This window comes from Nonomuraea thailandensis (assembly GCF_024172165.1).
GTDB lineage: Bacteria > Actinomycetota > Actinomycetes > Streptosporangiales > Streptosporangiaceae > Nonomuraea > Nonomuraea thailandensis.
Genome location: NZ_JAMZEB010000002.1, coordinates 7,818,718 through 7,840,023, shown reverse-complemented (window position 1 = coordinate 7,840,023; position 21,306 = coordinate 7,818,718). Strand labels below are relative to the sequence as shown.

23 protein-coding genes are annotated in these 21,306 nt (G+C 72.3%); 12 read left to right on the top strand and 11 right to left on the bottom strand.

What is annotated here, in order from left to right; translation table 11 throughout:
- The first annotated feature begins 21 nt into the window (after nucleotides 1-21).
- Both HD597_RS39740 and HD597_RS39735 read left to right on the top strand, forming a co-directional pair.
- Nucleotides 22-927, top strand: a complete 906-nt coding sequence (locus HD597_RS39740; protein ID WP_253749405.1) for a carbohydrate ABC transporter permease — start codon at nucleotides 22-24, stop codon at nucleotides 925-927.
- A gap of 37 nt (nucleotides 928-964) precedes the next feature.
- Complete coding sequence (locus HD597_RS39735) at nucleotides 965-1,819, top strand: phosphotransferase family protein (protein WP_253749403.1); 855 nt, start codon at nucleotides 965-967, stop codon at nucleotides 1,817-1,819.
- Between the two features lie 191 nt (nucleotides 1,820-2,010).
- Here HD597_RS39735 and HD597_RS39730 read toward each other — a convergent pair whose 3' ends face one another.
- Together HD597_RS39730 and HD597_RS67040 are read right to left on the bottom strand one after the other, a co-directional pair.
- Nucleotides 2,011-2,769 carry a hemerythrin domain-containing protein gene (locus HD597_RS39730; RefSeq protein ID WP_253749401.1) on the bottom strand — a complete coding sequence of 253 codons (759 nt, stop codon included), beginning with the start codon at nucleotides 2,767-2,769 and terminating at the stop codon, nucleotides 2,011-2,013.
- 158 nt (nucleotides 2,770-2,927) lie between these two features.
- Nucleotides 2,928-3,605, bottom strand: coding sequence for a helix-turn-helix domain-containing protein (locus tag HD597_RS67040; RefSeq protein WP_372513459.1), 678 nt, complete (start codon nucleotides 3,603-3,605; stop codon nucleotides 2,928-2,930).
- Nucleotides 3,606-3,752: 147 nt separating this feature from the next.
- On the opposite strand from HD597_RS67040, the gene HD597_RS39710 reads away from it, so the two are divergent.
- The 3 genes from HD597_RS39710 (at nucleotide 3,753) to HD597_RS39700 (ending at nucleotide 6,113) form a co-directional block, all read left to right on the top strand.
- Nucleotides 3,753-4,718 carry an ATP-binding cassette domain-containing protein gene (locus HD597_RS39710; protein WP_253749399.1) on the top strand — a complete coding sequence of 322 codons (966 nt, stop codon included), beginning with the start codon at nucleotides 3,753-3,755 and terminating at the stop codon, nucleotides 4,716-4,718.
- Nucleotides 4,715-5,473, top strand: a complete 759-nt coding sequence (locus HD597_RS39705; protein ID WP_253749397.1) for an ABC transporter permease — start codon at nucleotides 4,715-4,717, stop codon at nucleotides 5,471-5,473. The genes HD597_RS39710 and HD597_RS39705 overlap by 4 nt, the downstream gene beginning before the upstream one ends.
- 121 nt (nucleotides 5,474-5,594) lie before the next feature.
- Nucleotides 5,595-6,113: a GNAT family N-acetyltransferase gene (locus tag HD597_RS39700; RefSeq protein WP_253749394.1), complete on the top strand. Its 519-nt coding sequence runs from the start codon at nucleotides 5,595-5,597 to the stop codon at nucleotides 6,111-6,113.
- Here HD597_RS39700 and HD597_RS39695 read toward each other — a convergent pair.
- Nucleotides 6,104-6,550, bottom strand: coding sequence for a nuclear transport factor 2 family protein (locus HD597_RS39695; protein ID WP_253749392.1), 447 nt, complete (start codon nucleotides 6,548-6,550; stop codon nucleotides 6,104-6,106). The two genes, HD597_RS39700 and HD597_RS39695, sit on opposite strands and share 10 nt — an antisense overlap.
- Nucleotides 6,551-6,648: 98 nt before the next feature.
- On the opposite strand from HD597_RS39695, the gene HD597_RS39690 reads away from it, so the two are divergent.
- On the top strand, nucleotides 6,649-7,101 hold the full coding sequence (locus tag HD597_RS39690; RefSeq protein WP_253749390.1) for a MarR family winged helix-turn-helix transcriptional regulator: 453 nt from the start codon (nucleotides 6,649-6,651) through the stop codon (nucleotides 7,099-7,101).
- Here the strand turns inward: HD597_RS39690 and metE are convergent.
- Complete coding sequence (gene metE / locus HD597_RS39685) at nucleotides 7,095-9,335, bottom strand: 5-methyltetrahydropteroyltriglutamate--homocysteine S-methyltransferase (protein WP_253749388.1); 2,241 nt, start codon at nucleotides 9,333-9,335, stop codon at nucleotides 7,095-7,097. The two genes, HD597_RS39690 and metE, sit on opposite strands and share 7 nt — an antisense overlap.
- An 84-nt stretch (nucleotides 9,336-9,419) precedes the next feature.
- On the opposite strand from metE, the gene HD597_RS39680 reads away from it, so the two are divergent.
- Nucleotides 9,420-10,259 carry a LysR family transcriptional regulator gene (locus tag HD597_RS39680; RefSeq protein WP_253759664.1) on the top strand — a complete coding sequence of 280 codons (840 nt, stop codon included), beginning with the start codon at nucleotides 9,420-9,422 and terminating at the stop codon, nucleotides 10,257-10,259.
- On the opposite strand, the gene HD597_RS39675 is transcribed toward HD597_RS39680, so the two are convergent.
- Nucleotides 10,252-10,932 carry a DNA alkylation repair protein gene (locus tag HD597_RS39675; protein ID WP_253749387.1) on the bottom strand — a complete coding sequence of 227 codons (681 nt, stop codon included), beginning with the start codon at nucleotides 10,930-10,932 and terminating at the stop codon, nucleotides 10,252-10,254. The two genes, HD597_RS39680 and HD597_RS39675, sit on opposite strands and share 8 nt — an antisense overlap.
- Nucleotides 10,929-11,597, bottom strand: a complete 669-nt coding sequence (locus HD597_RS39670; protein WP_253749386.1) for a TetR/AcrR family transcriptional regulator — start codon at nucleotides 11,595-11,597, stop codon at nucleotides 10,929-10,931. The genes HD597_RS39675 and HD597_RS39670 overlap by 4 nt, the downstream gene beginning before the upstream one ends.
- 97 nt (nucleotides 11,598-11,694) lie before the next feature.
- On the opposite strand from HD597_RS39670, the gene HD597_RS39665 reads away from it, so the two are divergent.
- The 4 genes from HD597_RS39665 to HD597_RS39650 are packed head-to-tail and all read left to right on the top strand — an operon-like array spanning nucleotide 11,695 to nucleotide 16,407.
- On the top strand, nucleotides 11,695-12,858 hold the full coding sequence (locus HD597_RS39665; RefSeq protein WP_253749385.1) for an acetyl-CoA C-acetyltransferase: 1,164 nt from the start codon (nucleotides 11,695-11,697) through the stop codon (nucleotides 12,856-12,858).
- Between the two features lie 4 nt (nucleotides 12,859-12,862).
- Nucleotides 12,863-14,227, top strand: coding sequence for an alkaline phosphatase D family protein (locus HD597_RS39660; protein ID WP_253749383.1), 1,365 nt, complete (start codon nucleotides 12,863-12,865; stop codon nucleotides 14,225-14,227).
- A gap of 26 nt (nucleotides 14,228-14,253) precedes the next feature.
- Nucleotides 14,254-15,732 (top strand): glycoside hydrolase family 3 protein, encoded by a 1,479-nt coding sequence (locus HD597_RS39655; protein ID WP_253749382.1) that lies wholly within the window; start codon nucleotides 14,254-14,256, stop codon nucleotides 15,730-15,732.
- A 3-nt stretch (nucleotides 15,733-15,735) separates the two neighbouring features.
- Entirely contained in the window at nucleotides 15,736-16,407 is a 672-nt protein-coding gene (locus tag HD597_RS39650) for a pentapeptide repeat-containing protein (protein WP_253749380.1), read from the top strand.
- On the opposite strand, the gene HD597_RS39645 is transcribed toward HD597_RS39650, so the two are convergent.
- From HD597_RS39645 to HD597_RS39630, 4 genes are read right to left on the bottom strand one after another with little or no spacing between them, the layout of a single operon-like run.
- A complete protein-coding gene (locus tag HD597_RS39645) occupies nucleotides 16,394-17,428 on the bottom strand; it encodes an NAD(P)H-dependent flavin oxidoreductase (protein ID WP_253749379.1) in 1,035 nt (344 codons plus the stop codon). The two genes, HD597_RS39650 and HD597_RS39645, sit on opposite strands and share 14 nt — an antisense overlap.
- On the bottom strand, nucleotides 17,425-18,147 hold the full coding sequence (locus HD597_RS39640; protein WP_253749377.1) for a CoA-transferase subunit beta: 723 nt from the start codon (nucleotides 18,145-18,147) through the stop codon (nucleotides 17,425-17,427). The genes HD597_RS39645 and HD597_RS39640 overlap by 4 nt, the downstream gene beginning before the upstream one ends.
- Nucleotides 18,134-18,895 (bottom strand): CoA transferase subunit A, encoded by a 762-nt coding sequence (locus tag HD597_RS39635; RefSeq protein ID WP_253759662.1) that lies wholly within the window; start codon nucleotides 18,893-18,895, stop codon nucleotides 18,134-18,136. Before HD597_RS39635 ends, HD597_RS39640 begins: the two co-directional genes overlap by 14 nt.
- Nucleotides 18,896-18,906: 11 nt before the next feature.
- The gene (locus HD597_RS39630) at nucleotides 18,907-19,635 is read right to left on the bottom strand and encodes an enoyl-CoA hydratase family protein (RefSeq protein WP_253749375.1); all 729 of its coding nucleotides are present in this window, start codon (nucleotides 19,633-19,635) and stop codon (nucleotides 18,907-18,909) included.
- Between the two features lie 37 nt (nucleotides 19,636-19,672).
- Here HD597_RS39630 and HD597_RS39625 point away from each other — a divergent pair, with 37 nt between their 5' ends.
- Nucleotides 19,673-20,389, top strand: a complete 717-nt coding sequence (locus HD597_RS39625) for an SDR family oxidoreductase (RefSeq protein ID WP_253749374.1) — start codon at nucleotides 19,673-19,675, stop codon at nucleotides 20,387-20,389.
- An 80-nt stretch (nucleotides 20,390-20,469) separates the two neighbouring features.
- Here HD597_RS39625 and HD597_RS39620 read toward each other — a convergent pair whose 3' ends face one another.
- Nucleotides 20,470-21,123, bottom strand: a complete 654-nt coding sequence (locus HD597_RS39620) for an NIPSNAP family protein (RefSeq protein WP_253749372.1) — start codon at nucleotides 21,121-21,123, stop codon at nucleotides 20,470-20,472.
- Between the last annotated feature and the right edge of the window lie 183 nt (nucleotides 21,124-21,306).

Sequence of the window (21,306 nt, the reverse complement as noted above, 5' to 3'; positions counted from 1 at the left end):
GAGATGGCAACGACGACCCCAGTGACGTCCGCGGCGACGCCGTCGAGGAGCGCCGCCCGCGAGGAGCGCAAGCGGCGCCTCGGTCCGCTGGGTGTGCTGACGCACCTCACACTGGTGATCTGGACCCTCCTGGTGATGGTGCCGATCATCTGGACCTTCCTGGCCTCGGTCAAGAGCGAGGACGAGATCTTCGGCGCCGCGTGGTCGCTGCCGTCCACGCTGCACTGGGACAACTTCGCCAGGGCCTGGGAACAGGCGCGCATCGGTCAGTACATGCTCAACAGCGTCATCATCGTGTCGTTCAGCACGTTCGGCACGATGCTGATCGGCTCGATGGCGGCGTACGTGCTGGCGCGCTACCCCTTCCGGGGCAACCGCGTCGTCTACATGCTGTTCGTCGCGGGCATGGCCTTCCCGTTCTTCCTGGCGCTGAGCCCGCTGTTCTTCGTGGTGCAGAACATGGGCTCGGTGCCGGTGATCGGGCCGTTCATCGGGCTGAACACGTACGCGGGCACGATCCTGGTCTACATCGCGTACTCGATGCCGTTCACGATCTTCTTCCTGTCGGCCTTCTTCCGTACGCTGCCGACGGGGGTCGCGGAGGCGGCGATGGTCGACGGGGCCTCGCACACCCGGGTGTTCTTCCAGATCATGTTGCCGATGGCCAGGCCGGGCATCATCAGCATCACGATCTTCAACATCCTGGGGCAGTGGAACCAGTACCAGAAGCCGCTGATCCTGCTGCAGGACCGCGACAAGTGGGTGCTCACCCAGGGCATCGCCGACATCTCCACCGCGGCCGGCTACGACGCCGACTGGGCGGCCCTGTTCGCCGCCCTGACCCTGGCCATCCTCCCGATGCTGGTCGTCTACACCGTCTTCCAGCGCCAGATCCAGTCCGGCCTCACCGCCGGCGCCCTTAAATAGTGCGCACGCCGGACATCTCCGGCTTAGGGTGCGGAGTGTGACTGGCGACATCCGCGCGTTGCTGGCCCGCCACCTGCCCGACTACCGGGTGCGCTCCATCAACCGGCTCGGCCACGGCCTCGACAACTTCGTGTACGAGGTCAACGACGAGCTGCTCGTGCGGCGGAGCAGGGTGGCGGACCCGGAGGCCAACCGGCAGGAGGTCGCCCGCCTGGCGGCCGTCAGGGAGCTGTCCCCGCTCCCCGTCCCCGAAGTCGTCTTCGCCGACGACGAGACCGGCACGATCGCGTACCGCAAACTGCCCGGCACCCCCCTCAACCAGCACCGGAACGGCAACCTCGACCCGGCGCGCCTCGCCGGGCCGCTGGGCGCCTTCCTCAGCGCCATCCACGGCGCCATCCCCGGCACCATGCGCGACCTCGCCCCCCTCGACGTCTACCCCGCCCCCACCCTCCTCCAGGACGCCGCACTCGACTACCGCGACGTCGAGCGGCACGTCCCCGAAGCCCAGCGCCCGCTCGTGGAGCGCTTCCTCCAGGAGACCCCGCCCGACGAGCCCCGCTCCCTGCGCTTCTGCCACAACGACCTGGGAGCCGAACACGTCCTGGTGGACGCGGGCACCGGCACGATCACCGGCATCATCGACTGGACGGACGCCGCCATCACCGACCCCGCCCACGACTTCGCCCTGATCTACCGCGACCTCGGCCCCGACCTCCTCGACCGCACCCTGACCCACTACGAGTTCCCGCTCACGAGCGAGGACCGGGCTCGCATCCGCTTCTACGCCCGCTGCGCGTTGATCGAGGACCTGGCGTACGGCCTGAGCACCGGCCCCCGCCACTACGCCGACGCCGCCCTGTCCCACCTGGCCTGGACCTTCGAGGAGTAGGCCGTCGCGCGCCCGCCCGTCGCCCGTCGGCGTCGTCGCCGGCCTGCTCCTCGCGGTGGTCCAGTTGAACGACAACCGGGACCCGCTGTGGGTGCTGTTCTTCCTGGCCGTCGCCGCGATAGGCGCCCTGATCAGGATCGAGGCAGCGATCCGCGACAGGAGGCGTTGAAGAGGGCGGTCAGGCGGGAGCGTCACACGCGCGGCGTGAACTGGTTCAGGTCGTAGATGCCGAGTGTCCTCTCGATGTCGGCCACCTGCCCGACGACGCCGGTGAACCCCGCGGCGCCGAACCTGCGGTGCTCCTCGTCCTCGAAGGTCTCGGCCATCTCGGTGAACTCCTTGGGCGGGATGACCTCCCGCATGGCGGGGAAGACCACGGTGTCCTCGCGGGCCTCGTGCGGCTCGTACATGCGGACGAACGCGTCCATGTCGCCGGACAGGCCGCGGCGGGCCTGCAGCGGGGTGGGCTTGGCGGTGGCGTCCAGGATGCGGCCGGTCAGCACGCGTCCGCGCTGGTGCTGGCGGACCAGAACGGGGATGATGTCGGTCAGCTTGCCGGCCTTGACCAGGCGCGGGAAGACGTAACGCTCTTCGAGCCGCTCGTGGTACTGCTCGATGAAGGTGCGGATGATGCCGGCCCCGGCGTGCAGGGGCTGGGCGGGCACCTCATCGCCGGAGGAGATCCGGCGGATGCCCTCCCGGTAGATCAGCAGGACGCGCTTGAGCACCCCGTGCTCGCGCATGAGGTCCTCCGGCGGAGTGACCGGCACCTCATCGGCCTCTCCGGGGGCGGGGGAGGGAGGCGTGGGTGTGGCGGCGCTGCTGGCCTGACGGGTGGTGCCGCAGCCGGTCAGGACCGCCGAGCCGCAGGCCAGGGCTACGGGCAGGCCGAGCAGGTCGCGGCGGCCCACGTTCGGCGCTTCGCGGTCGTGACGTGGTTCGTTGCTCAACGTCGGCCTCCCGGTTCGTCCGGACCAGTCCCGGTGCGGGCTGGTCGGACCGCATCACCACGGAGGCCTGCCCGGCTGCCGGTGATGTGACGCGATAGCCGGGGTAATGCTTGCCTCTGCCCGGCGGCCGGGGCGTGGACCTGTGGGTGAGCTGCTGATCAGGACAGGAGGCCGCGCCAGCGCTCGGTGGACTGCAGCATGTCCAGGCTGATGCGCTCCAGGAACGTGCCGCCCCGGGCCAGCCGGCGCCCCACGGGAGTGTCGTTCCCGAACAGGTGCGCCGCCGCCTTCGCGGCCTGCGCCGCTTCGAGCGTCTGCCGGGCGCCGGTCATGATCGAGTGGTACCAGGTGTCGTCGTCGATCACGTAGATGTCGCGCCGCCGCCGCTCGTCGCGCTCGCGCCTGATCAGCTCCTGCTGGATCAGGTACCGCACGGCCATCGAGACGGACGCCGGGCTGACCTTCAGCCTGCGCGCCAGCTCGGCGGCGGTGAGGCGGCCCTCCTCGGACAGGAGCAGGCCGATGAACACGCGCGCCATCATCTTCGGCAGCCCCATCCTGACCGCCATCTCGATGACCTCGGCCTCCGCCTCGGCCGCGCCCGGTGCGCCGGCCGCGGGCCGGGGTGCGGGGGTGCCGCGCCGGGCCCGCCGTTCCGTCGCCCGGTGCGCCTGCTCGGGCCGGTAGCGGCCGGGGCCGCCGTTGCGGCCGATCTCCCGGCTGATCGTCGAGGTCGATCGGCCGAGGCGTCTGGCGATCTCGGCATAGGAGAGCCCGTCCGTGAGGCCGGCCGCGATGCGGTGGCGATCGCGCTGGCTCAGTCTTCCTCCTGGCATGAGGCCATTGTTGCGTTCGCGAATACCTTCTTGCAACGCGGCATTGCGTTCATGTGCACGGCTGATGCATCAAAATAGCCACTTCTAACTGGGATAACGTGATTCAGAAATTGACAGTAATTTCTGAAGCAACGTAGCTTTCAATATATGTCAAACACGTACTGTCGCGAGCGGCCCGCCAGCCGGGCCCCCGCCATCTCGGTGACGGGACTGCGCAAGTCGTACGGCTCGCACCGCGTCCTGGACGGCATCGACCTCACCATCCCCCAGGGCACGATCTTCTCCCTGCTCGGCCCGAACGGCGCGGGCAAGACCACGACCGTGCAGATCCTGTCCACCCTGATCAAGGCCGACGCCGGTGAGATCCGGGTGGCCGGGCACGACGTGGCCGCGGAGCCCGACAGGGTGCGCGCCGCGATCGGCGTCACCGGCCAGTTCTCCGCCGTCGACAGCTTCCTCACCGGTGAGGAGAATCTGCGGCTCATGGCCGACCTGCTCCACCTCGGCCGCACCAGAGGGCGCGAGCGTGCCCGCGAGCTGCTCGAACGCTTCGACCTCACCGACGCCGCACGCAGGCCCGCGGCCACCTACTCCGGCGGCATGCGCCGCCGGCTCGACCTGGCCATGACCCTGGTCGGCACGCCCGAGCTCATCTTCCTCGACGAGCCGACCACCGGCCTGGACCCGCGCAGCCGCCGCACCATGTGGCAGATCGTCAGGGACCTGGTCGAGCAGGACGGCGTGACCATCTTCCTGACCACGCAGTACCTGGAGGAGGCCGACGTGCTCGCCGACCGCGTAGCCCTGCTCAGCCAGGGCGAGCTGGTGGCGCAGGGCAGCCCGGAGGAGCTCAAGCGCATGGTCCCCGGCGGCCACATCGCCGTGCGCTTCGCCGGCCCCGACGGCTACCGCAGGGCGCTGCCGCACCTCGGCGCCACCGCGCACGACGACGCGGCGCTCACCGCCCAGATCCCGGGCGCCGGCGGCGTCAGGACGCTGCGGAAGCTCCTGGAGCTGCTGGACGCCCACGCCGCCGACGTCGCCGAGGTGACGGTGCACACCCCCGACCTGGACGACGTCTTCCTCGCCCTGACCAAGGAGCCCGCCCGATGAGAGCGATCACCGACTCGGCGACCATGCTGCGCCGCCAGATCATCCACATCTGGCGTTACCCGACGCTGATCCTCACCTACACCGCCGTCCCCGTGGTGTTCCTGCTGCTGTTCGTCTACGTCTTCGGCGGCGCCATGGGTGCGGGCATCGGCGGCGACCGTGCCACCTACGTCGGCTACGTCGCCCCGGGCATCATGATCACGACGATCGCCGGCGCCGCGCAGGGGACCGCGATCTCGGTGGCCATGGACATGACCGAGGGCATCGTCGCCCGGTTCAAGACCATGGCCATCGCCCGGGTCTCGGTGCTCACCGGGCACGTGCTCGGCGCGCTGGTGCAGAACTTCATCGCGATCGCGGTGGTGACCCTGGTGGCCGTGCTGGTCGGCTTCCGCCCGTCGGCCTCGGTGCCGGGCTGGCTCGGCGTGGCAGGCGTGCTGGCCATGTTCGTCTTCGCCCTCACCTGGCTGTCGGTGGCGCTGGCCATGGTCACCAAGAACGTCGCCACGGCCAGCAACCTGCCGATGCCGCTGATGGTGCTGCCCTTCCTCGGCAGCGGCTTCGTCCCGACCGAGTCGATGCCGGCCCCGCTGAGCTGGTTCGCCGAGCACCAGCCGTTCACGCCGGTCATCGAGACCCTGCGCGCGCTGCTGGCCGGGCGCCCGGCCGGCGCGAGCCTCGCGGAGGCGGCCGCGTGGAGCGCGGTCATCGCCCTCGGCGGATACCTGTGGGCCCGCAGGCTCTACAACCGGTGACCGTCACCCGCGCCCGGCGCCCCTACCGCCGGGCGGCCCGAAAAGCATTCGCGAAGCCCCGAGCCGATCTGCTTGGCTGCCTGCCATGACATCGTCCGCCTGGGTAGGAGAGCGCGTCCGCTTGCGAGGCAGGGAGCCGGAGGACTGGGAGGCGTTCCACGCCTTCGACGAGGATTCCGACGCGGTCAGGAACGGCTGGCGGCTGACACCGCCGCAGTCGGCCGCGCGGGCGAGGAAGGAGACGGCCGAGCACGCCGAGAGGGAGCTGGACCTCGACGAGTTCTCCCTGGTGATCGCCGCGAAGCAGGACGACGCGCCGGTCGGGTCGGTCAACACGCACGCGGTGGACCGGGTGCACGGCACCTTCGCCTACGGGATCTCCGTCGGCACCCCGCACCACCGCAAGGGGTACGCCCGCGAGGCGATCGTCCTGCTGCTGCGTTACATGTTCTTCGAGCGCCGCTTCCAGAAGGCCGAGGCGTGGGTCTACAGCTCCAACGAGCCGTCCCTGGCCCTGCACCGGCGGCTGGGGTTCGTGGAGGAGGGCCGGCGGCGCAGGAGCCGTTACGCCAACGGCCGTTATGACGACGAGGTGCTCTTCGGGATGACGGTCGAGGAGTACACCGAGCGTTACGCCTGAGCGGCCGGCGGGTTCGTGCCGCGGGCCCACACGGGGGTGCCGTCGACGCGTGACAGGCGCCAGCCCTCGGGGGAGCGGGTGGCCTCGTAGTGGAAGCGCTCGCTGAGGGTGTAGCGGGGCTCGGGGGCGGTGCGGCCTTCCGGCGTGTCGGCGGAGGTGAAGGTCACGACCACGTCCGCCCGCACGGTGGCGTGGTCGCCGTCCACGTCCACGAGCGGGTTGTGCACGAAGTGCTGGACCCGCTCGGTGGTGGAGTGGTTGCGGGAGGCCTGGGCGATGACGGCGTCGCGGCCCGCGGCCAGGCCGCCGGGGGTGCGGACGCTGATGTCGTGCGCGAAGACGGACGGCAGGTCCGTGAAGCGGCCCTCGTCCATGCAGGCGTAGAGGCGGTAGACGAGCTGGGTGACGTCCGTGCGGTCGGTCTCGGTGGCGGGCATGGGACTCTCCCTAAATCTGTTGGTTGTACCAATGTTTATGACACTAACGATACAGGGAGATTGTGGGTCGCGCCAATGGAGTTGGTACCGTTGATCGCGTGGAGAGAGCCGAGGACCCGATCCCGCGGAGGCTGCGCGTCCTGCCCAGCAGGCTGGTCAACCAGGTCGCGACGTCCGCCAACCGGCTGGTCGACCAGGCGCTCGCCGAGCCGGGGCTGCGCCGCCACCACTACTCGCTGCTGGCCGCGCTGGAGGAGTTCGGGCCCGCCAGCCAGGCCGCGCTGGGGCGGCGTACCGGCATCGACCGCAGCGACATCGTGGCGGCCGTGAACGAGCTGGCCGGGCGCGGGCTGGTCGAGCGCAGCCCCGACCCCGACGACCGGCGGCGCAACGTCGTCACCGTCACGCCGGCGGGCGTCCGGCAGCTTGAAGAGCTCGACCGGCTGCTCGCGGGGGCGCAGGAGGAGCTGCTCGCGTCCCTGACCGGGGCCGAGCGCGAGCAGCTCGTCGGCCTGCTCACCAGGGTGGCCGACCACCAGCGCTCTCAGTGAGGCAGGGCTGAGCGCAGGCGGCGCGTGGCCGTCACCACGTTGGCCAGCGACGCCTCGACCTCCTCGTACGTACGCGTCTTCAGCCCGCAGTCCGGGTTGACCCAGACCCGCTCCACCGGCAACGCCTCAACGGTGCGCCGCAACAGCGACTCCACCTCCTCGGCGGACGGCACCCGCGGCGAGTGGATGTCGTACACGCCGGGCCCGAGCCCCCGCCCGAACGCCGACACCGCCCCCAGGATGCGCGCCCCCGACCGGGCCGACTCGATGGTGGTGACGTCGGCGTCCAGGCCGTCGATGGCGGCGAGGATCTGGTCGGCGTCCGAGTAGCACAGGTGGGTGTGGATCTGGGTGCGCTCGCTCGCCCCCGACGTGGCCCGCCGGTACGCCGCCACCGCCCACTCCAGGTACTCGGCCTGCGCGGACCGGCGCAGGGGCAGCAGCTCGCGCAGGGCCGGCTCGTCCACCTGGATGATCGACAGCCCGGCCGCCTCCAGGTCGCGCACCTCCTGCCCGATGGCGTCGGCCACCTGGAGGACGACGTCCCGCAGCGGCAGGTCGTCGCGCACGAACGACCAGGCGACGATCGTGACGGGCCCGGTGAGCATGCCCTTGACCGGCTGGGACGTCAGCGACTGCGCGTACCCGGCCCACCGCACCGTGATCGGCTCGGGGCGGGCGACGTCGCCGTGCAGGATCGGCGGCCTGGTGCAGCGCGACCCGTACGACTGCACCCAGCCGTTCGTGGTGACCGCGAAGCCGTCGAGGTGCTCGGCGAAGTACTGCACCATGTCGTTGCGCTCGGGCTCCCCGTGGACGAGCACGTCGAGCCCGAGCCGCTCCTGGACCCTGATCACCCGCTCGATCTCCGCCTCTACCCGCCGCTCGTAGCCGGCCTGCGACAGCGTGCCGGCGGCCACGGCCGCGCGGGCCGCGCGCAGCTCGCCGGTCTGCGGGAACGAGCCGATCGTGGTGGTCGGCAGCGGCGGCAGCCGCAGGTGCGCGGCCTGGGCGGCGGCGCGGACGGCGTACGGGGAGCGTTCCTGCGACGGCGACGGCTCCGGCGGCAGCGCCACGGACGGCTGGTCGTCACCGGGCAGCACGCCGGGCGCCGAGCCGAGGGCGTGGGTAGAGGCACGGGCGAAGGCACGGGCGGAGGCACGGGCGGAGGCACGGGCGGAGGCACGGGCGGCGGCGTGGGCGGCGGCCAGCGCCACGACCTCGGCCACCTTCTCCTCCGCGAACGCCAGCCGCCCCCTCAGCTCCGGCTCCAGGCCGGGCTCGCCGGCCAGCGAGTACGGCACGTGCAGCAGCGAGCACGACGTGCTCACCACCACCCGCGCGGCCCGTACGGCATCCAGGGCGGCCAGCGCGCGCCCGGGGGAGGTCCGCCACACGTCCCGCCCCGACACCACGCCCGCCACCACGGTCTTGCCCGTCAGGTCGGCCACGGGCACGCCGCCCCGCACGAGGTCCACCCCGATGGCCTCCACCGGCGTGCCGGCCAGCACCGGCAGCGACTCCCCGAGGTCGCCGAAGTACGAGGCCACGAACAGTCCCGGCCGCGCCGCCGCCGAGCCCAGCCGCTCGTAGGCCGCCCGCACGGCGGCCAGCTCGCCGGGTGTCCGGTCGCCCACCAGGGCCGGCTCGTCGAGCTGCACCCACGCGACCCCTTCCGCGGCCAGCGCGGCCAGCAGCTCCTCGTAGCAGCCGAGCACCTCGTCCAGCCGGTCCAGCGCCGAGCCCAGCAGCAGGAACGTCACCGGCCCGACGACCACGGGCCGCGTCTCGAACCCCAGCGCCCGGGCCTCCCGCACCTCGCCCAGCGGCTTGCTCGCGTCCAGCTTGAACACCGTGTCAGGGCCGATCTCGGGCACGATGTAGTGGTAGTTCGTGTCGAACCACTTCGTCATCCGCAGCGGCGCCAGCCCCTCGGTGCCGCGGGCCATCGCGAAGTAGGGATCCGCGGCGTCCCGGTAGCGCTCAGGCACGGCGCCGAGCAGCACGGCCGTGTCCAGCACCTGGTCGTACAGGGAGAACGTGTTCGACGGCAGCCCGTCCAGCCCGAGCTCCGCCAGCCGGCGCCAGGTCCGCTCCCGCAGCCCGGCGCCCACCCGGTCGAGGTCCGCGCGGGTGGAGCGCCCGCTCCAGTACGACTCCAGCGCCCGCTTGAGCTCCCGTCGCGGCCCGATGCGCGGGTATCCGAGCACGGTGGACGTGGGGAAGGAGGACATCTCTTCAGCTCCCTAGATCTGGATCAGGTCGCTGGCATCCTGCCGACCGCCGCGGAGGTGGTGCACCATGGATTGGTGCTGCTTATGCTCAGGGAGATCCACTGCTTCGCCAGGGTCGCCGAACGGCTCAGCTTCTCGGCCGCCGCCGCCGACCTCGGGATGTCCCAGCCCGCCATGAGCCAGGCCATCACCCGGCTCGAACGCGCCACCGGCTCCCGGCTCTTCGAGCGCTCGGCCCGGGAGGTGCGCCTCACGGCGGCGGGCAAGGCGCTGCTCGCGCACGCCGAGCAGGTGATCGAGTCGGTCGAGGCGTTCGGCGCGGAGGCGGCCAGGCTGGCCAGGCCGACCATTCATCTGGCTTATCCGTCGCTCGTGGGCGTGCTGGCGGCGCGGATCGTCAGGCGGCTGGCGGGCCGCACCCCGGCGATCGGGGTGGAGCTGCGCGCGGCGGGCCGGAGCGCGGCGGCGCGGGCGCTGTCGGACGGGGAGGTGTCGGCGGCGATCCTCGCCACGCCGGCGCCCGCGCAGTTCGTCACGGCGGCCAGGTTCCACGTCACCGTCGATCACCTGGCCGTCCCCGCCGGGCACATGCTGGAGTCGCGCCCCCGGGTGACGGCCGGCGAGCTGGGCGGCCACGTGCTCCTCGCCCCGGGCACCCGCCCCTGGCCGGGGCTGCCGGGCCGCTCCCGGCTGGTGGCCGACGACGACTTCGGCGCCGCGCTCGACCTGGTGGCGGCGGGCGCCGGGCTGCTGCCGATCCCGCAGCTCCTGGCCAGGACCATCAGGCGGGACGACGTGCGGTTCGTGCCGCTGGAGGCGGGGGACCTGCGCATCACGTACGCGCTGGCGTGGTCGCGGGAGCGCGTCACGCCGGAGCTGATGGCCCTGGTGCAGGCCGTGCAGGACGCCCTGTGGACTAGGTGACGGGGATGTTCTTCAGCGCCTCACGGCGGCTGAGCCCCGAGATGCCCTTGGCCCTGACGTACCGGACGACCTCGCCGGGGTTGGTCTTGGCGTATTCGCGTAAGGCCCATCCGATCGCCTTGCGGGCGAAGAAGTCGTTGTCGGACAGGCTCGGCTCGATGCACGCGTACAGCAGCGCCGTGTCCGTGCGGGACCTGAACCGGTTCTGGCACAGGATCGCGGTGCGCCGCTTCCACAGGTCGCCGTCGTGCGCCCACTCCAGCATGAGCGGGCGCATCGAGTCGGGGTAGGCGGCCAGCAGCCCGCCGACGCGGTGCGTGGCGAGCTCGTCCACCAGGTCCCACCAGGCGCCGGAGACGATCATCTCCTCGTACATCGGCACCGTGTAGAGGGTCTGGAACTCGCGGTACAGGTGGTAGCCGGACAGCTCGACGGCGGCGTAGCGCTCCTCGCGGTACTCGGCCTCCCGCCACAGCGTCAGCACCGCCCGCCGCCACTCCGGCGCGCTGTCCAGCCGGTGCCCGGCGAAGACGCGCCGCAGCGCCGCGCGCCTGGGCACGGCCTGCACGCCCAGGAACGGCATCGTGGACTTCATGTAGGCCTGCATGGCCTCGGCCTTGCCGGGCTCGGCCGCCTCCTGCAGTGCCAGCCGCACCGCCTTGCCGAGGCTCATCCCTTGTGGGTGGTGCGCTCGCCCGTCGCGAGCCCGTCGAAGAGCACCGTGATGTAGTGCTCGGCCAGCGCCGTGGTGTTGAGCCTGCCGCCGGGGCGGAACCAGCGCACCGCCACCCAGATCGTGTCGCGGATCATCCGGTAGGTCAGCTTCGGGTCGACGTCGGACCTGAACAGCCCCGCGGCCTGGCCGGCCTTGATCTGCGAGACCCAGATCTGCTCGACCTCGTCCTCGGCCTTGACGAGGTAGTTGAAGCGCTCGAACTGGCGCAGGTAGTTCCAGTCGTTCTGCATCACCGTGATCGCGGCGCGGTGCGGCTCCAGCGTGCCGAAGCCGATGCGGACCATCTCCGACAGCACCGTGCGGGCGTCGGAGCTGGTGTCGACGGCGGCGCGGTAACGGGCGATGAGGTCGTCGAGGAAGGTGGACAGCACCTCGTCGACGATCGTCTCCTTGGAGTCGAAGTGGTGGTAGAGACTTCCGGAGAGGATGCCGGCCTCGTCGGCGATCTCGCGTACTGTCGTGGCTTGGAAGCCCTTGCGCGCGAAGAGCTCCGCGGCGAGCTTGACGAGGTGGTCACGGCGCTCGGACGCCGACCCCGACGAGGTCGTGCGCTGACGCTTGGCCGGGGTGGTGGCCGTGCCGGAGTTCTTTCGCGTGGTCACGTTCCCATTATGGGCCCTCAGACAATCGCTTGTTCGCCTAACTGCCCCTGCTCATACGGCATTCCCGTGTAGACCAAGCGCTTGTTACGATGCGGGGATGAGTGAGGCGTACATCGTCGGCGCCGTCCGCACCCCCGTCGGGCGCAGGAACGGCGGACTGGCCGCAGCCCACCCCGCCGACCTCGGCGCGCACGTGCTCAAGGAGCTGATGTTCCGCGCCGACGCCGACCCCTCCGCCGTCGAGGACGTGATCTTCGGCTGCGTGGACACGATCGGCCCGCAGGCCGGGGACGTCGCCCGCACCTGCTGGCTGGCCGCCGGGCTGCCGGAGGAGGTGCCCGGCGTCACGATCGACCGGCAGTGCGGCTCCTCCCAGCAGGCGCTGCACTTCGCCGCCCAGGCCGTGCTGTCCGGCACGAGCGACCTGGTGGTGGCCGGGGGAGTGCAGAACATGAGCATGATCCCGATCTCCTCGGCGATGCTCGCGGGCCGCCCGCTCGGCCACGACAGCCCCTTCTCCGGCTCCAAGGGCTGGACGGAGCGGTACGGCACGCAGGAGGTCTCCCAGTTCGCCGGCGCCGAGATGATCGCCGCCCGGTGGGGCATCGCCCGGGAGGAGATGGAGGCGTTCGCGTACGAGTCGCACCGCAGGGCGCTGCACGCCGTCGACGCCGGGCGCTTCGGCCGCGAGATCGTCCCCTACGAGGGCGTCACCACCGACGAGGGCCCGCGCAGGGACACCACCCGCGAGAAGATGGCCGCGCTCAGGCCGCTCACCGACGGCGGCACCCTGACCGCCGCCCTGGCCTCCCAGATCTCCGACGGCGCCGCCGCCCTGCTCATCGCCTCCCCCCGCGCCGTACGCGAGCACGGCCTGACCCCGCGCGCCCGCGTGCACCACCTGTCGGTGCGCGGCGACGACCCGATCATGATGCTCTCCGCCCCGATCCCGGCGACCGTGCACGCGCTCGGCATGACCGGCATGTCCATCGAGGACTTCGACGCCATCGAGATCAACGAGGCGTTCGCCCCCGTCGTGCTGGCCTGGATCAAGGAGACCGGCGCGAACCCGGCCAGGGTCAACCCGAACGGCGGCGCCATCGCGCTCGGCCACCCGCTCGGCGCGACCGGCGCCGTGCTCGCGGTCAAGCTGCTGCACGAGCTGGAGCGTACGGGCGGCAGGTACGGTCTGCAGACCATGTGCGAGGGCGGAGGACAGGCGAACGTCACCATCATCGAACGCCTGACTCCCGCACCATGAAGACATGGCGAACCCGTTCACCCTCGGCGTCGCCTCCGGCGAGCCGCTGCCCGACGGCGTGGTGCTCTGGACCCGATTAGCCGCCGACCCCCTCGGCACCGACCCCCGGCGGCCCGGCGGCATGGCGCCCAGGGCCGTGGAGGTGAGCTGGCAGCTCGCCGAGGACGAGCGCTTCACGCGCGGCCTGCGCCAGGGCACCGCGCAGGCGCTGCCGGTCTGGGCGCACAGCGTGCACGTCAGGGTCGCCGGCCTCAGGGCGGGCACCGACTACTTCTACCGGTTCAAGGCGGGCAGCCAGCAGAGCGCGGTGGGGCGCACCAGGACGGCCGACCACCCGGAGTCGGCGCGGCCCGTGCGGTTCGCGGTGGCCGGCTGCCAGCGCTACGAGCACGGCTTCTACACCGCCTACCGCCACCTCGCCGACGAGCGGCCCGACGTCGTCTTCCACGTGGGCGACTACATCTACGAGTCGCGCCAGTCGGCCCGGGTCGTGCGGGCGCTCGGGCCGTTGCCGGGCGAGACGAGCCGGCTGCACGAGTACCGCCAGCGCTACGCCCGCTACAAGACCGATCCCGACCTCCAGGCCGCGCACGCCGCCGCGCCCTGGGTGCCGACCTGGGACGACCACGAGGTGCTCGACAACTACCGGGGCCGGGGCGACGGGTCGGCGGCGTTCCTGCGCCGCAGGGGCGCGGCCTACCAGGCGTACTACGAGAACCAGCCGATCAGGGTGCGCCCGGAGGACGGGAACCTGCAGATGTACCGCCGGCGCACGTACGGGACGGTGGCCGACTTCATGGTGCTCGACGTGCGGCAGCACCGCGACGCCGGCACCATGCTCGGGGCCGCGCAGGAGCAGTGGCTGCTCTCGCGCCTGGTCACCAGCCCGGTCCGGTGGCGGGTGCTGGTGCAGCCGCTGTTCTTCGCCCGCCGTTTCGTGCCCGGGCCCGCGCCGAACCTGCGCCCCGACTCCTGGGACGGCCACCAGGCGCAGCGCGGCCGCATCCTGGGGGTGAACGCGCCGGGGCTGGCCGTGTTCAGCGGGGACGTGCACAACGCCTGGGCCGGCGAGCTGAAGGCCGACTTCCTGGATCCGGACTCGGCCACGGTCGGGGTCGAGTTCGTGGGCAGCTCGATCACCAGCATGCCCCCGGAGACCGACGGGCCCGCCGTGCTGGCGGCCAACCCGCACCTGAGGTTCTTCGACGACCGGCGCGGTTACTTGTCGTGCACCGCCGGCTCCGAGGAGTTGCGGGTGGCCTTCCGCGCGGTGGACTTCGTGGACCGCAAGGGGGCGCCGGTGCGTACGGTGGCGGAGTTCGTCACGAAGGGGAGCGGGCTGACATCAGAAAATGCCTCTAGCAAATAGGAAACTTTCCTATTAGATTTCGGGTCATGCCCCTGAGCGGTGACCTGCTTCGCCTTGCCGACGCCGTGCTGTTCCCCGGTTTCGCCGGCCGCACGCCCCCCGACTGGCTGCGCCGCCGGCTCGGCGACGGGCTGGCCGGCGTCGTGCTGTTCTCGCGCAACATCGCGGACCCGGGCCAGGTGGCCGAGCTCACCGCGGCGCTGCGGGCGGAGAACCCGTCGGTGCTGGTCGGGACGGACGAGGAGTCGGGCGAGGTCACTCGGCTGGAGGTGGCGACCGGCAGCAGCCGCCCCGGCGCGTACGCGCTGGGCGTCGTGGACGACGTGGCGCTCACCGAGTCGCTGGCCAGGGATCTCGGGGGCGACCTGGCCAGGGCCGGCATCACCATCGACTTCGCCCCCTCCGCCGACGTGAACTCCAACCCGGACAACCCGGTCATCGGCCTGCGCGCGTTCGGCGCCGACCCGGTGCTGGTGGCCCGGCACACCAGGGCGTTCGTGCGCGGGCTGCAGTCGGCCGGGGTGGCCGCCAGCGCCAAGCACTTCCCCGGGCACGGCGACACCGCCGTCGACTCCCACCACGGCGTGCCCGTCGTCGCCGAGAGCGGGATCGAGGACGCCCTGCACCCTTTCCGCGAGGCGATCGACGAGGGGGTCAAGGTCGTCATGACCGGGCACCTGCTCGTGCCGTCGTACGACGCCGAGCGGCCCGCCACCCTCAGCCCCAAGGTGCTGACCGGGCTGCTGCGGGAGGAGCTCGGGTTCGACGGGCTGATCATCACTGACGGCATCGAGATGGCCGCGGTGTCGGGGGCGTACGGCATCGGGGGCGCCTCCGCCCGCGCCATCGCCGCCGGCGCGGACGCGATCTGCGTCGGCGGCGAGCGTGCCGACGAGGCCACCGCCGCCGGGATCCGCGACGCGATCGCGGCGGCGGTGGCCGCAGGACTGCTGCCCGAGGAGCGTCTGGCCGACGCCGCTCGAAGGGTCCGCGAGCTGGCCTCATGGGCCACCTCCTCGGGCAGCCCCGTGCCCGCCGACGGCCGGATCGGCCTGGCCGCGGCCCGCCGGGCGATCCGCGTCACCCGCCGCTCCACCGCGCCGGTGCTGCCCATCGAGGAGGCGCCGTACGTGGTGGAGCTGGCCCCGGTGATGAACCTGGCGATCGACAAGAACACCCCGTGGGGCGTCGGCGAGCCGCTGCGCCGCCTGCTGCCCGGCACCGAGGTCGCCCGCCTGTCCGCCGGCCAGGCCACGGGGCCGGCGCTGGAGCGCGTGATCGGCCTGGCCGCCGGGCGGCCGCTCGTCGTGGTGGTCAGGGACGTGCACCGCTACGCCTGGCAGTCCGAGGCCCTGCGGCACCTGCTCAGCGCCCGCACGGACGCCGTGGTGGTGGAGATGGGCCTGCCCGCCCGGTCGGATCTGGGCGCCGTGCACCTGGCCACGTACGGGTCGGCCGGCGTCTGCGGGCAGGCGGCCGCGGAGGCGCTGACCGGTAGGCTCTAGCCCGTGAACTTCGACGGCGAGGACCTGTCCCGCAAAGCGCTGGGCGACCGGCTCCCGCCGGGGGAGACCCACGTCTTCCGGGAGTGCGACCTCACGGAGACCGACCTGTGGGGCGCCTCGCTGGCGGGCGCGCGCTTCGAGTCGTGCGTGCTGGAGCAGACCGACTTCCGCAAGGCCGACCTCGACGGGGCGGTGTTCAAGGGCGGGGGCGGCATGCGCGCCCGGTTCAACGACGCCGACCTCATCGACGCGACCTTCACGGACGTGGACCTGTCGTCGGCGCAGTTCGCGGGCGCGCTGCTGACGGACGTGTCGTTCACCGGCTGCCGCATGATCGGCGCCGCGCTCACCGGCTCGCGCGGCACCGGCTTCAAGCTGAGCCGCTCCAACCTGACGCTGGCCAACCTCGGCGGCTGCTCGCTGCGCAAGGAGCACGTCGAGGGCGTGCGCTTCGACGACGCGGACCTGTCGGGCTGCGACTTCACCGAGGCCACGCTGAGCGACTGCCGGCTGCGCGGCACCCGGCTGCTGAACACGAAGTTCGCCAAGGCCGATCTGCGCGGAGCAGACCTGGGCGAGCCCGACGACGCCAAGCTGCGCGCGTTCGCGGGCGCGATCATCAACCAGGCCCAGGCCAACGCCATCCTCGCCGCCCGCGGCATCACCGTCCTGTGACGGGCAGGCGGGCCAGCGCCGTGTCCGCCTCGGCCATGACGCGCTCGATCAGTTCCTGGCACGACGGCAGGTCGCCGAGCACGGTCACCACCTGACCCGAGGCCATCACGCCCAGGTCCGCCCGGCCCTCCACCATGGCCGCCCGCAGCAGCACCGGCGTGTTCGCCGCCTGGAGCACCTGGGCCCAGGTCAGCTCCCGCCCTCGCCGCATCCGCCGTCCCTCGCGCAGCATCGAGCGCCAGGACAGCCCCGACAGGCGCTTGAAGCGAGCCCCGTTCACCACCGCCCTGACCAGCCGCGCGCGTTCGAGCGAGGCCACGAACGGCGTGCTCAGCACCCGGTGCGGCACCCCGTCCACGTTCCTGGTCACCACCGTCTCGCCGGCCGCCAGGTAGAACTTCTTCACCTCGTCCGGCACCGGCGAGTCGCTGGTCAGCAGGAAGCGGGTGCCCATGGCGATCCCGCAGGCCCCGTACGCCAGCGCCGCCACCAGCCCCCGGCCGTCGAAGAAGCCGCCCGCCGCGATGACCGGGATGTCCACCGCGTCCACCACCTGCGGCAGCAGCAGCGTGGTCGCGACCGGCCCGGTGTGCCCGCCGCCCTCGCCGCCCTGCACGATCACCGCGTCCGCGCCCCACCCGGCGACCTTCTCCGCGTGCCGCCGCGCCCCCACCGACGGGATCACCACGATCCCGGCGTCCTTGAGCCGGGCGATCAGCTCCCGGCGTGGCGCCAGCGCGAACGACGCCACCCGCACGCCCTCGGCGACCAGCACCTCCACCCGCTCTGCGGCGTCGTCGGCGTCGGCCCGCAGGTTCACGCCGAACGGGGCGTCCGTGCGCTCCTTCACCCGCCGGATCGCCGCCCGCATCTCGGCCACCGACATGGTGGCCGCGCCGATCACCCCCAGCCCGCCCGCCCGCGAGGTGGCCGCAGCCAGCCGGGCGCCGGCGACGTACCCCATGCCGGTCTGCACGATCGGGTGCCGGCAGCCCACGAGCGAGGTCAGCGCGGTCCTCACGCCGCCACCTCGCGGTCGCGCAGGCGGCCGGGGTCGAGCCGGTCCAGGACGCGCAGCTCCTCGCCGGTCGGCTCCCGCGTCCGGGCGACGTGTCCGGAGACGTTGTCCAGTTCGAAGCCCGTGGCCGCCACCACGTCGTCCACGCTCACCCCGGGATGCACGGACACCAGCCGCATCGACCCGTCGGCCGTCCCGAAGTCCAGCACGGCCAGATCCGTCACCACCCGCCGCAGCTCGAACGCGCCCCGATCCGTGCCGAGCCCGCTCACCACGTCCACCTCGGGGACGAACACGCGGCTGGAATGCCGGGGGATCCAGTAGCTCGTCGGGTCGCACCGGGTGTTCCCCGGCGCCCCGCGCACCCCCAGCAGTTGCGCCTTGGGCCGCGCCCAGTCGCCGATGCAGGAGATGTTCGTGTTGCCGTACCGGTCGATCTGGCTCGCGCCGAGCATGACGTGCCGCCGCCCGTTCAGCACCAGCCACAGGTGCTCGCGGAACGGCAGCCAGCCCTCCACTACCCCGGGCGCCTGTCCGAGCGCCGGCACGTCGCCGGTGAGCAGGCAGACGCCGTCGTGCGTGAGCAGGTCCGGCTCGAACGTCAGCCGCGCCAGCCGCGCCGCCAGCACCGTGATCGCCCCGCCGATCCCGGCCGCCAGGATCTCCCCGTCGCCCCTGAACGCCTCCGCGCACGCCACCACGCAGATGTCAGCCCTGCTCACGAAAGCCCTCCACGTACCTCCGCTGCGCCGCCTCGTCACGCCCGTAGTCGGGCTCGCACGAGGTGAATCCGGCGCCGCCCGGCGCCTCCACCACGCCCGCCACCATCGACCGGCTGATCAGCAACGACTGCACGGGCCCCTCCTTGAGCAGATCCGCCGTGTCCACCACCCGCTCGCACGAGACGTAACAGCGCCCGGCCGCCTTGGCGTACAGGTCGTCGAAGTACGGATCGGGCCCCAGGTACTGGGCGTTGCCCCGGGCGTCGGCCCGGTTGAGGTGCACCAGCGCCACGTCCATCCGCAGCGCGGGCACCGCCACCAGCTCCTCCCCGTCCTCGTAGGGTGAGCGCACCGTCCGCAGCCCCGGGTTGACCCGCAGCACGTCCGAGCCCAGCCCCGCCCGCGTCGGCAGGAACGGCAGCCGGTGCGCCGCGGCCAGCAGCCCGAACATGAACATGCCCTCGTCCCACTCGGCGAACTCGATCGCCCCCGCCTGCCGGGCCCGCCTGAATCCGGGCTCCAGGGGGATGGAGTCGAGCGTGACGAACGGGGCCACGACCTTGCGCACCTTCCCGGCCGCGCAGAGCATGCCGACGTCCGGGCCGCCGTAGGAGACGATCACGAGGTCGCGGGCCGGGGCCTGGATGAGGGCCTCGACCAGGGCCATCGGCTTGCGGCGCGAGCCCCAGCCGCCGATCCCGACCGTCATCCCGCTCTCCACCGAGGCGGCCACCTGCCCGGCCGTCATCACCTTGCCCGTCACCTGAAGCGCTCCCGGTGCTCGTCGCCGATGCCCATGAGGTTCAGCTCGAAGGTGAAGCCCTGCTCGAAGCGGTAGCTGCGGTTGACGTCGACGGGGTCGATGCCGTTGAGCGACTCCTTGGCGCGGCGGATCACGTACGGGTCCTTGTCCGCGATCTGCCCGGCCACCCGCATGGCCGTCTCGTGCAGCTCCTCCCGGGGCACCACCTCCAGCACCGAGCCGAACGCGTGCAGCTCGGCGGCGGTGACGTTCCTGCACGTGTAGACCATCGCCCGCACCAGGTGCCGCGGCACCAGCCGCGCCAGGTGCGTGGCCGCGCCCAGCGCGCCCCTGTCCACCTCGGGCAGGCCGAAGTACGCCGCCTCCTCGGCCACCACGATGTCGGCGTTGCCCGCCAGCCCGATGCCGCCGCCCAGGCAGTGGCCGTGCACGGCCGCGATCACGGGGACGGCGCACTCGTACACGGCGGCGAAGGCCGCGTAACACGCCCGGTTGGCCCCGACGAGGGCGGTGAAGCCGTCGGTGTTCCGCATCTCCTTGATGTCCACCCCGGCGTTGAAGCCGCGCCCCTCGGCCCGCAGCACGACCACCCTGGTCGCGGGGTCCTCGCCGGCCGCCCGCACCGCCCCGGCCAGCTCCTCCCAGGCCCGCACCGGCAGCGCGTTCACCGGCGGCACGTCCACGACCACTTCGGCGATCGGCCCTTCCCGCAGTGAGATGCCCAATGTACCTCCCTAACGCTTGCTTGGTACGGTAGCACCCGTGACCGTGACTTACGACTACGCGGGCAAGTCCGTCCTGGTGACGGGCGGCACGAGGGGCATCGGGGCGGGCATCGCCGCGGCCTTCCACGCGGCGGGCGCCGACGTGACCGTCTGCGCCCGCACCGGGCCCGGGCGTCCGGGGCACCGGTTCGTGCAGGCGGACGTGCGCGACCCGGAGCAGGTCGAGCGGCTGATCGGCGGGTTCGGCCGGCTGGACGTGGTGGTCAACAACGCGGGCGGCTCGCCGCACGCCCCGCTGGAGGGCACCTCGCCGCGCCTGCACGCCCGCGTCATCGAGCTCAACCTGACGGCCCCGCTGCTGGTCTCGCAGCGCGCGTATCCGCTGCTCGCCGCCTCGGGCGGGGCCGTCGTGATGATCGGCAGCGCGAGCGGCGCCCGACCCTCACCCGGCACGTCCGCGTACGGCGCCGCCAAGGCCGGCCTGCACCACCTGGCCCGCTGCCTGGCCGCGGAGTGGGCCCCGCTGGTACGGGTCAACACGGTCGTCGTCGGCCTGGCCGCAACCCAGGAGACCGCCGATCACTACGGCGGCCGCGCCGACCTCGACGGCCAGGCCATCCCCGCCGGCCGCATGGCCACGCCCGAGGACGTGGCCGCCGTGTGCCTGTGGCTGGCCGCGCCGGGCTACGTGACCGGCGCCGAGGTGCGGGTGGACGGCGGCGGCGAGGTCCCCGCCTGGCGGCACCTGATCTGAGCGGCCGGTCTGTGCGGGGCCCGTCTGCGCAGGCCCGTCTGCGCAGGCCCGTCTGCGCAGGCCCGTCTGCGCAGGGGCCGTCAGCGCAGGGCTGACCGGGCGGTGGGGCGCAGCCGCAGCCGCTCCGGGGGCGCGGTGAAGCGCGGCTCCAGCATGGGCAGCGCCACCTCGCGCTCCTCCTGCGGGGTCTCGAACCGGGCGAACCACACGAACACCTGCACGCCGGTCCTGACGGGCAGTCGCGGGAACGTGTTCTCCGCGTGCTCCGTCTCCAGGCAGGCGACCGGCGCGACCCCGGCCTCGGCCAGCGCGGGCACGGCCTCACGATGGAAGAGCCGGGCGAAGTCGTCCCCGTCCACGTGATAGACGGTGGCTACGTAGAGTGACGATGGAGGAGTCGCGCCGGCCGGGGGCCGCTCCCCGGAGGGGAACTCCGGGCCCGCCGGGCGCAGCAGCAGGACGTCGTCGGAGTCGGTCATGGTGGCGTTGGCGGCGTCGCGGTTGGCCAGCCACACCGGGCCGCCGTAGAAGGATTCCAGTGCCTTCTTCCTGCCGGCCATGTCGGGGAAGGCGCGTAGCCAGGGGAAGGTGTCCGGCTCGCCGACCTCGCGGAAGGTCCCCGTGATGCGCATGCCGGTGGCTTCCTGCGACTCGATGAACTCCCGCTCGAACAGCGAGATCAGCGTGTCCCTCCGGCCTGGCCGCATGGTGTAGCGCCGCAGCTCGTAGATCATGCGGGCGAAGGTAGGGGCGGGTCACTGACACCCCCTGTCAGCGTATGGTCCGAACTATGTTCTGACTACTCACCGCTACCGTTCGACCACAAGAAGTTATATGCTCGCACTGACCTTGATCCCTAGAGGTCAAAGGAAAGCCCAACGGGCGGCTGGTGCGTCTGGGCCCGGCGGCCGGCGTCC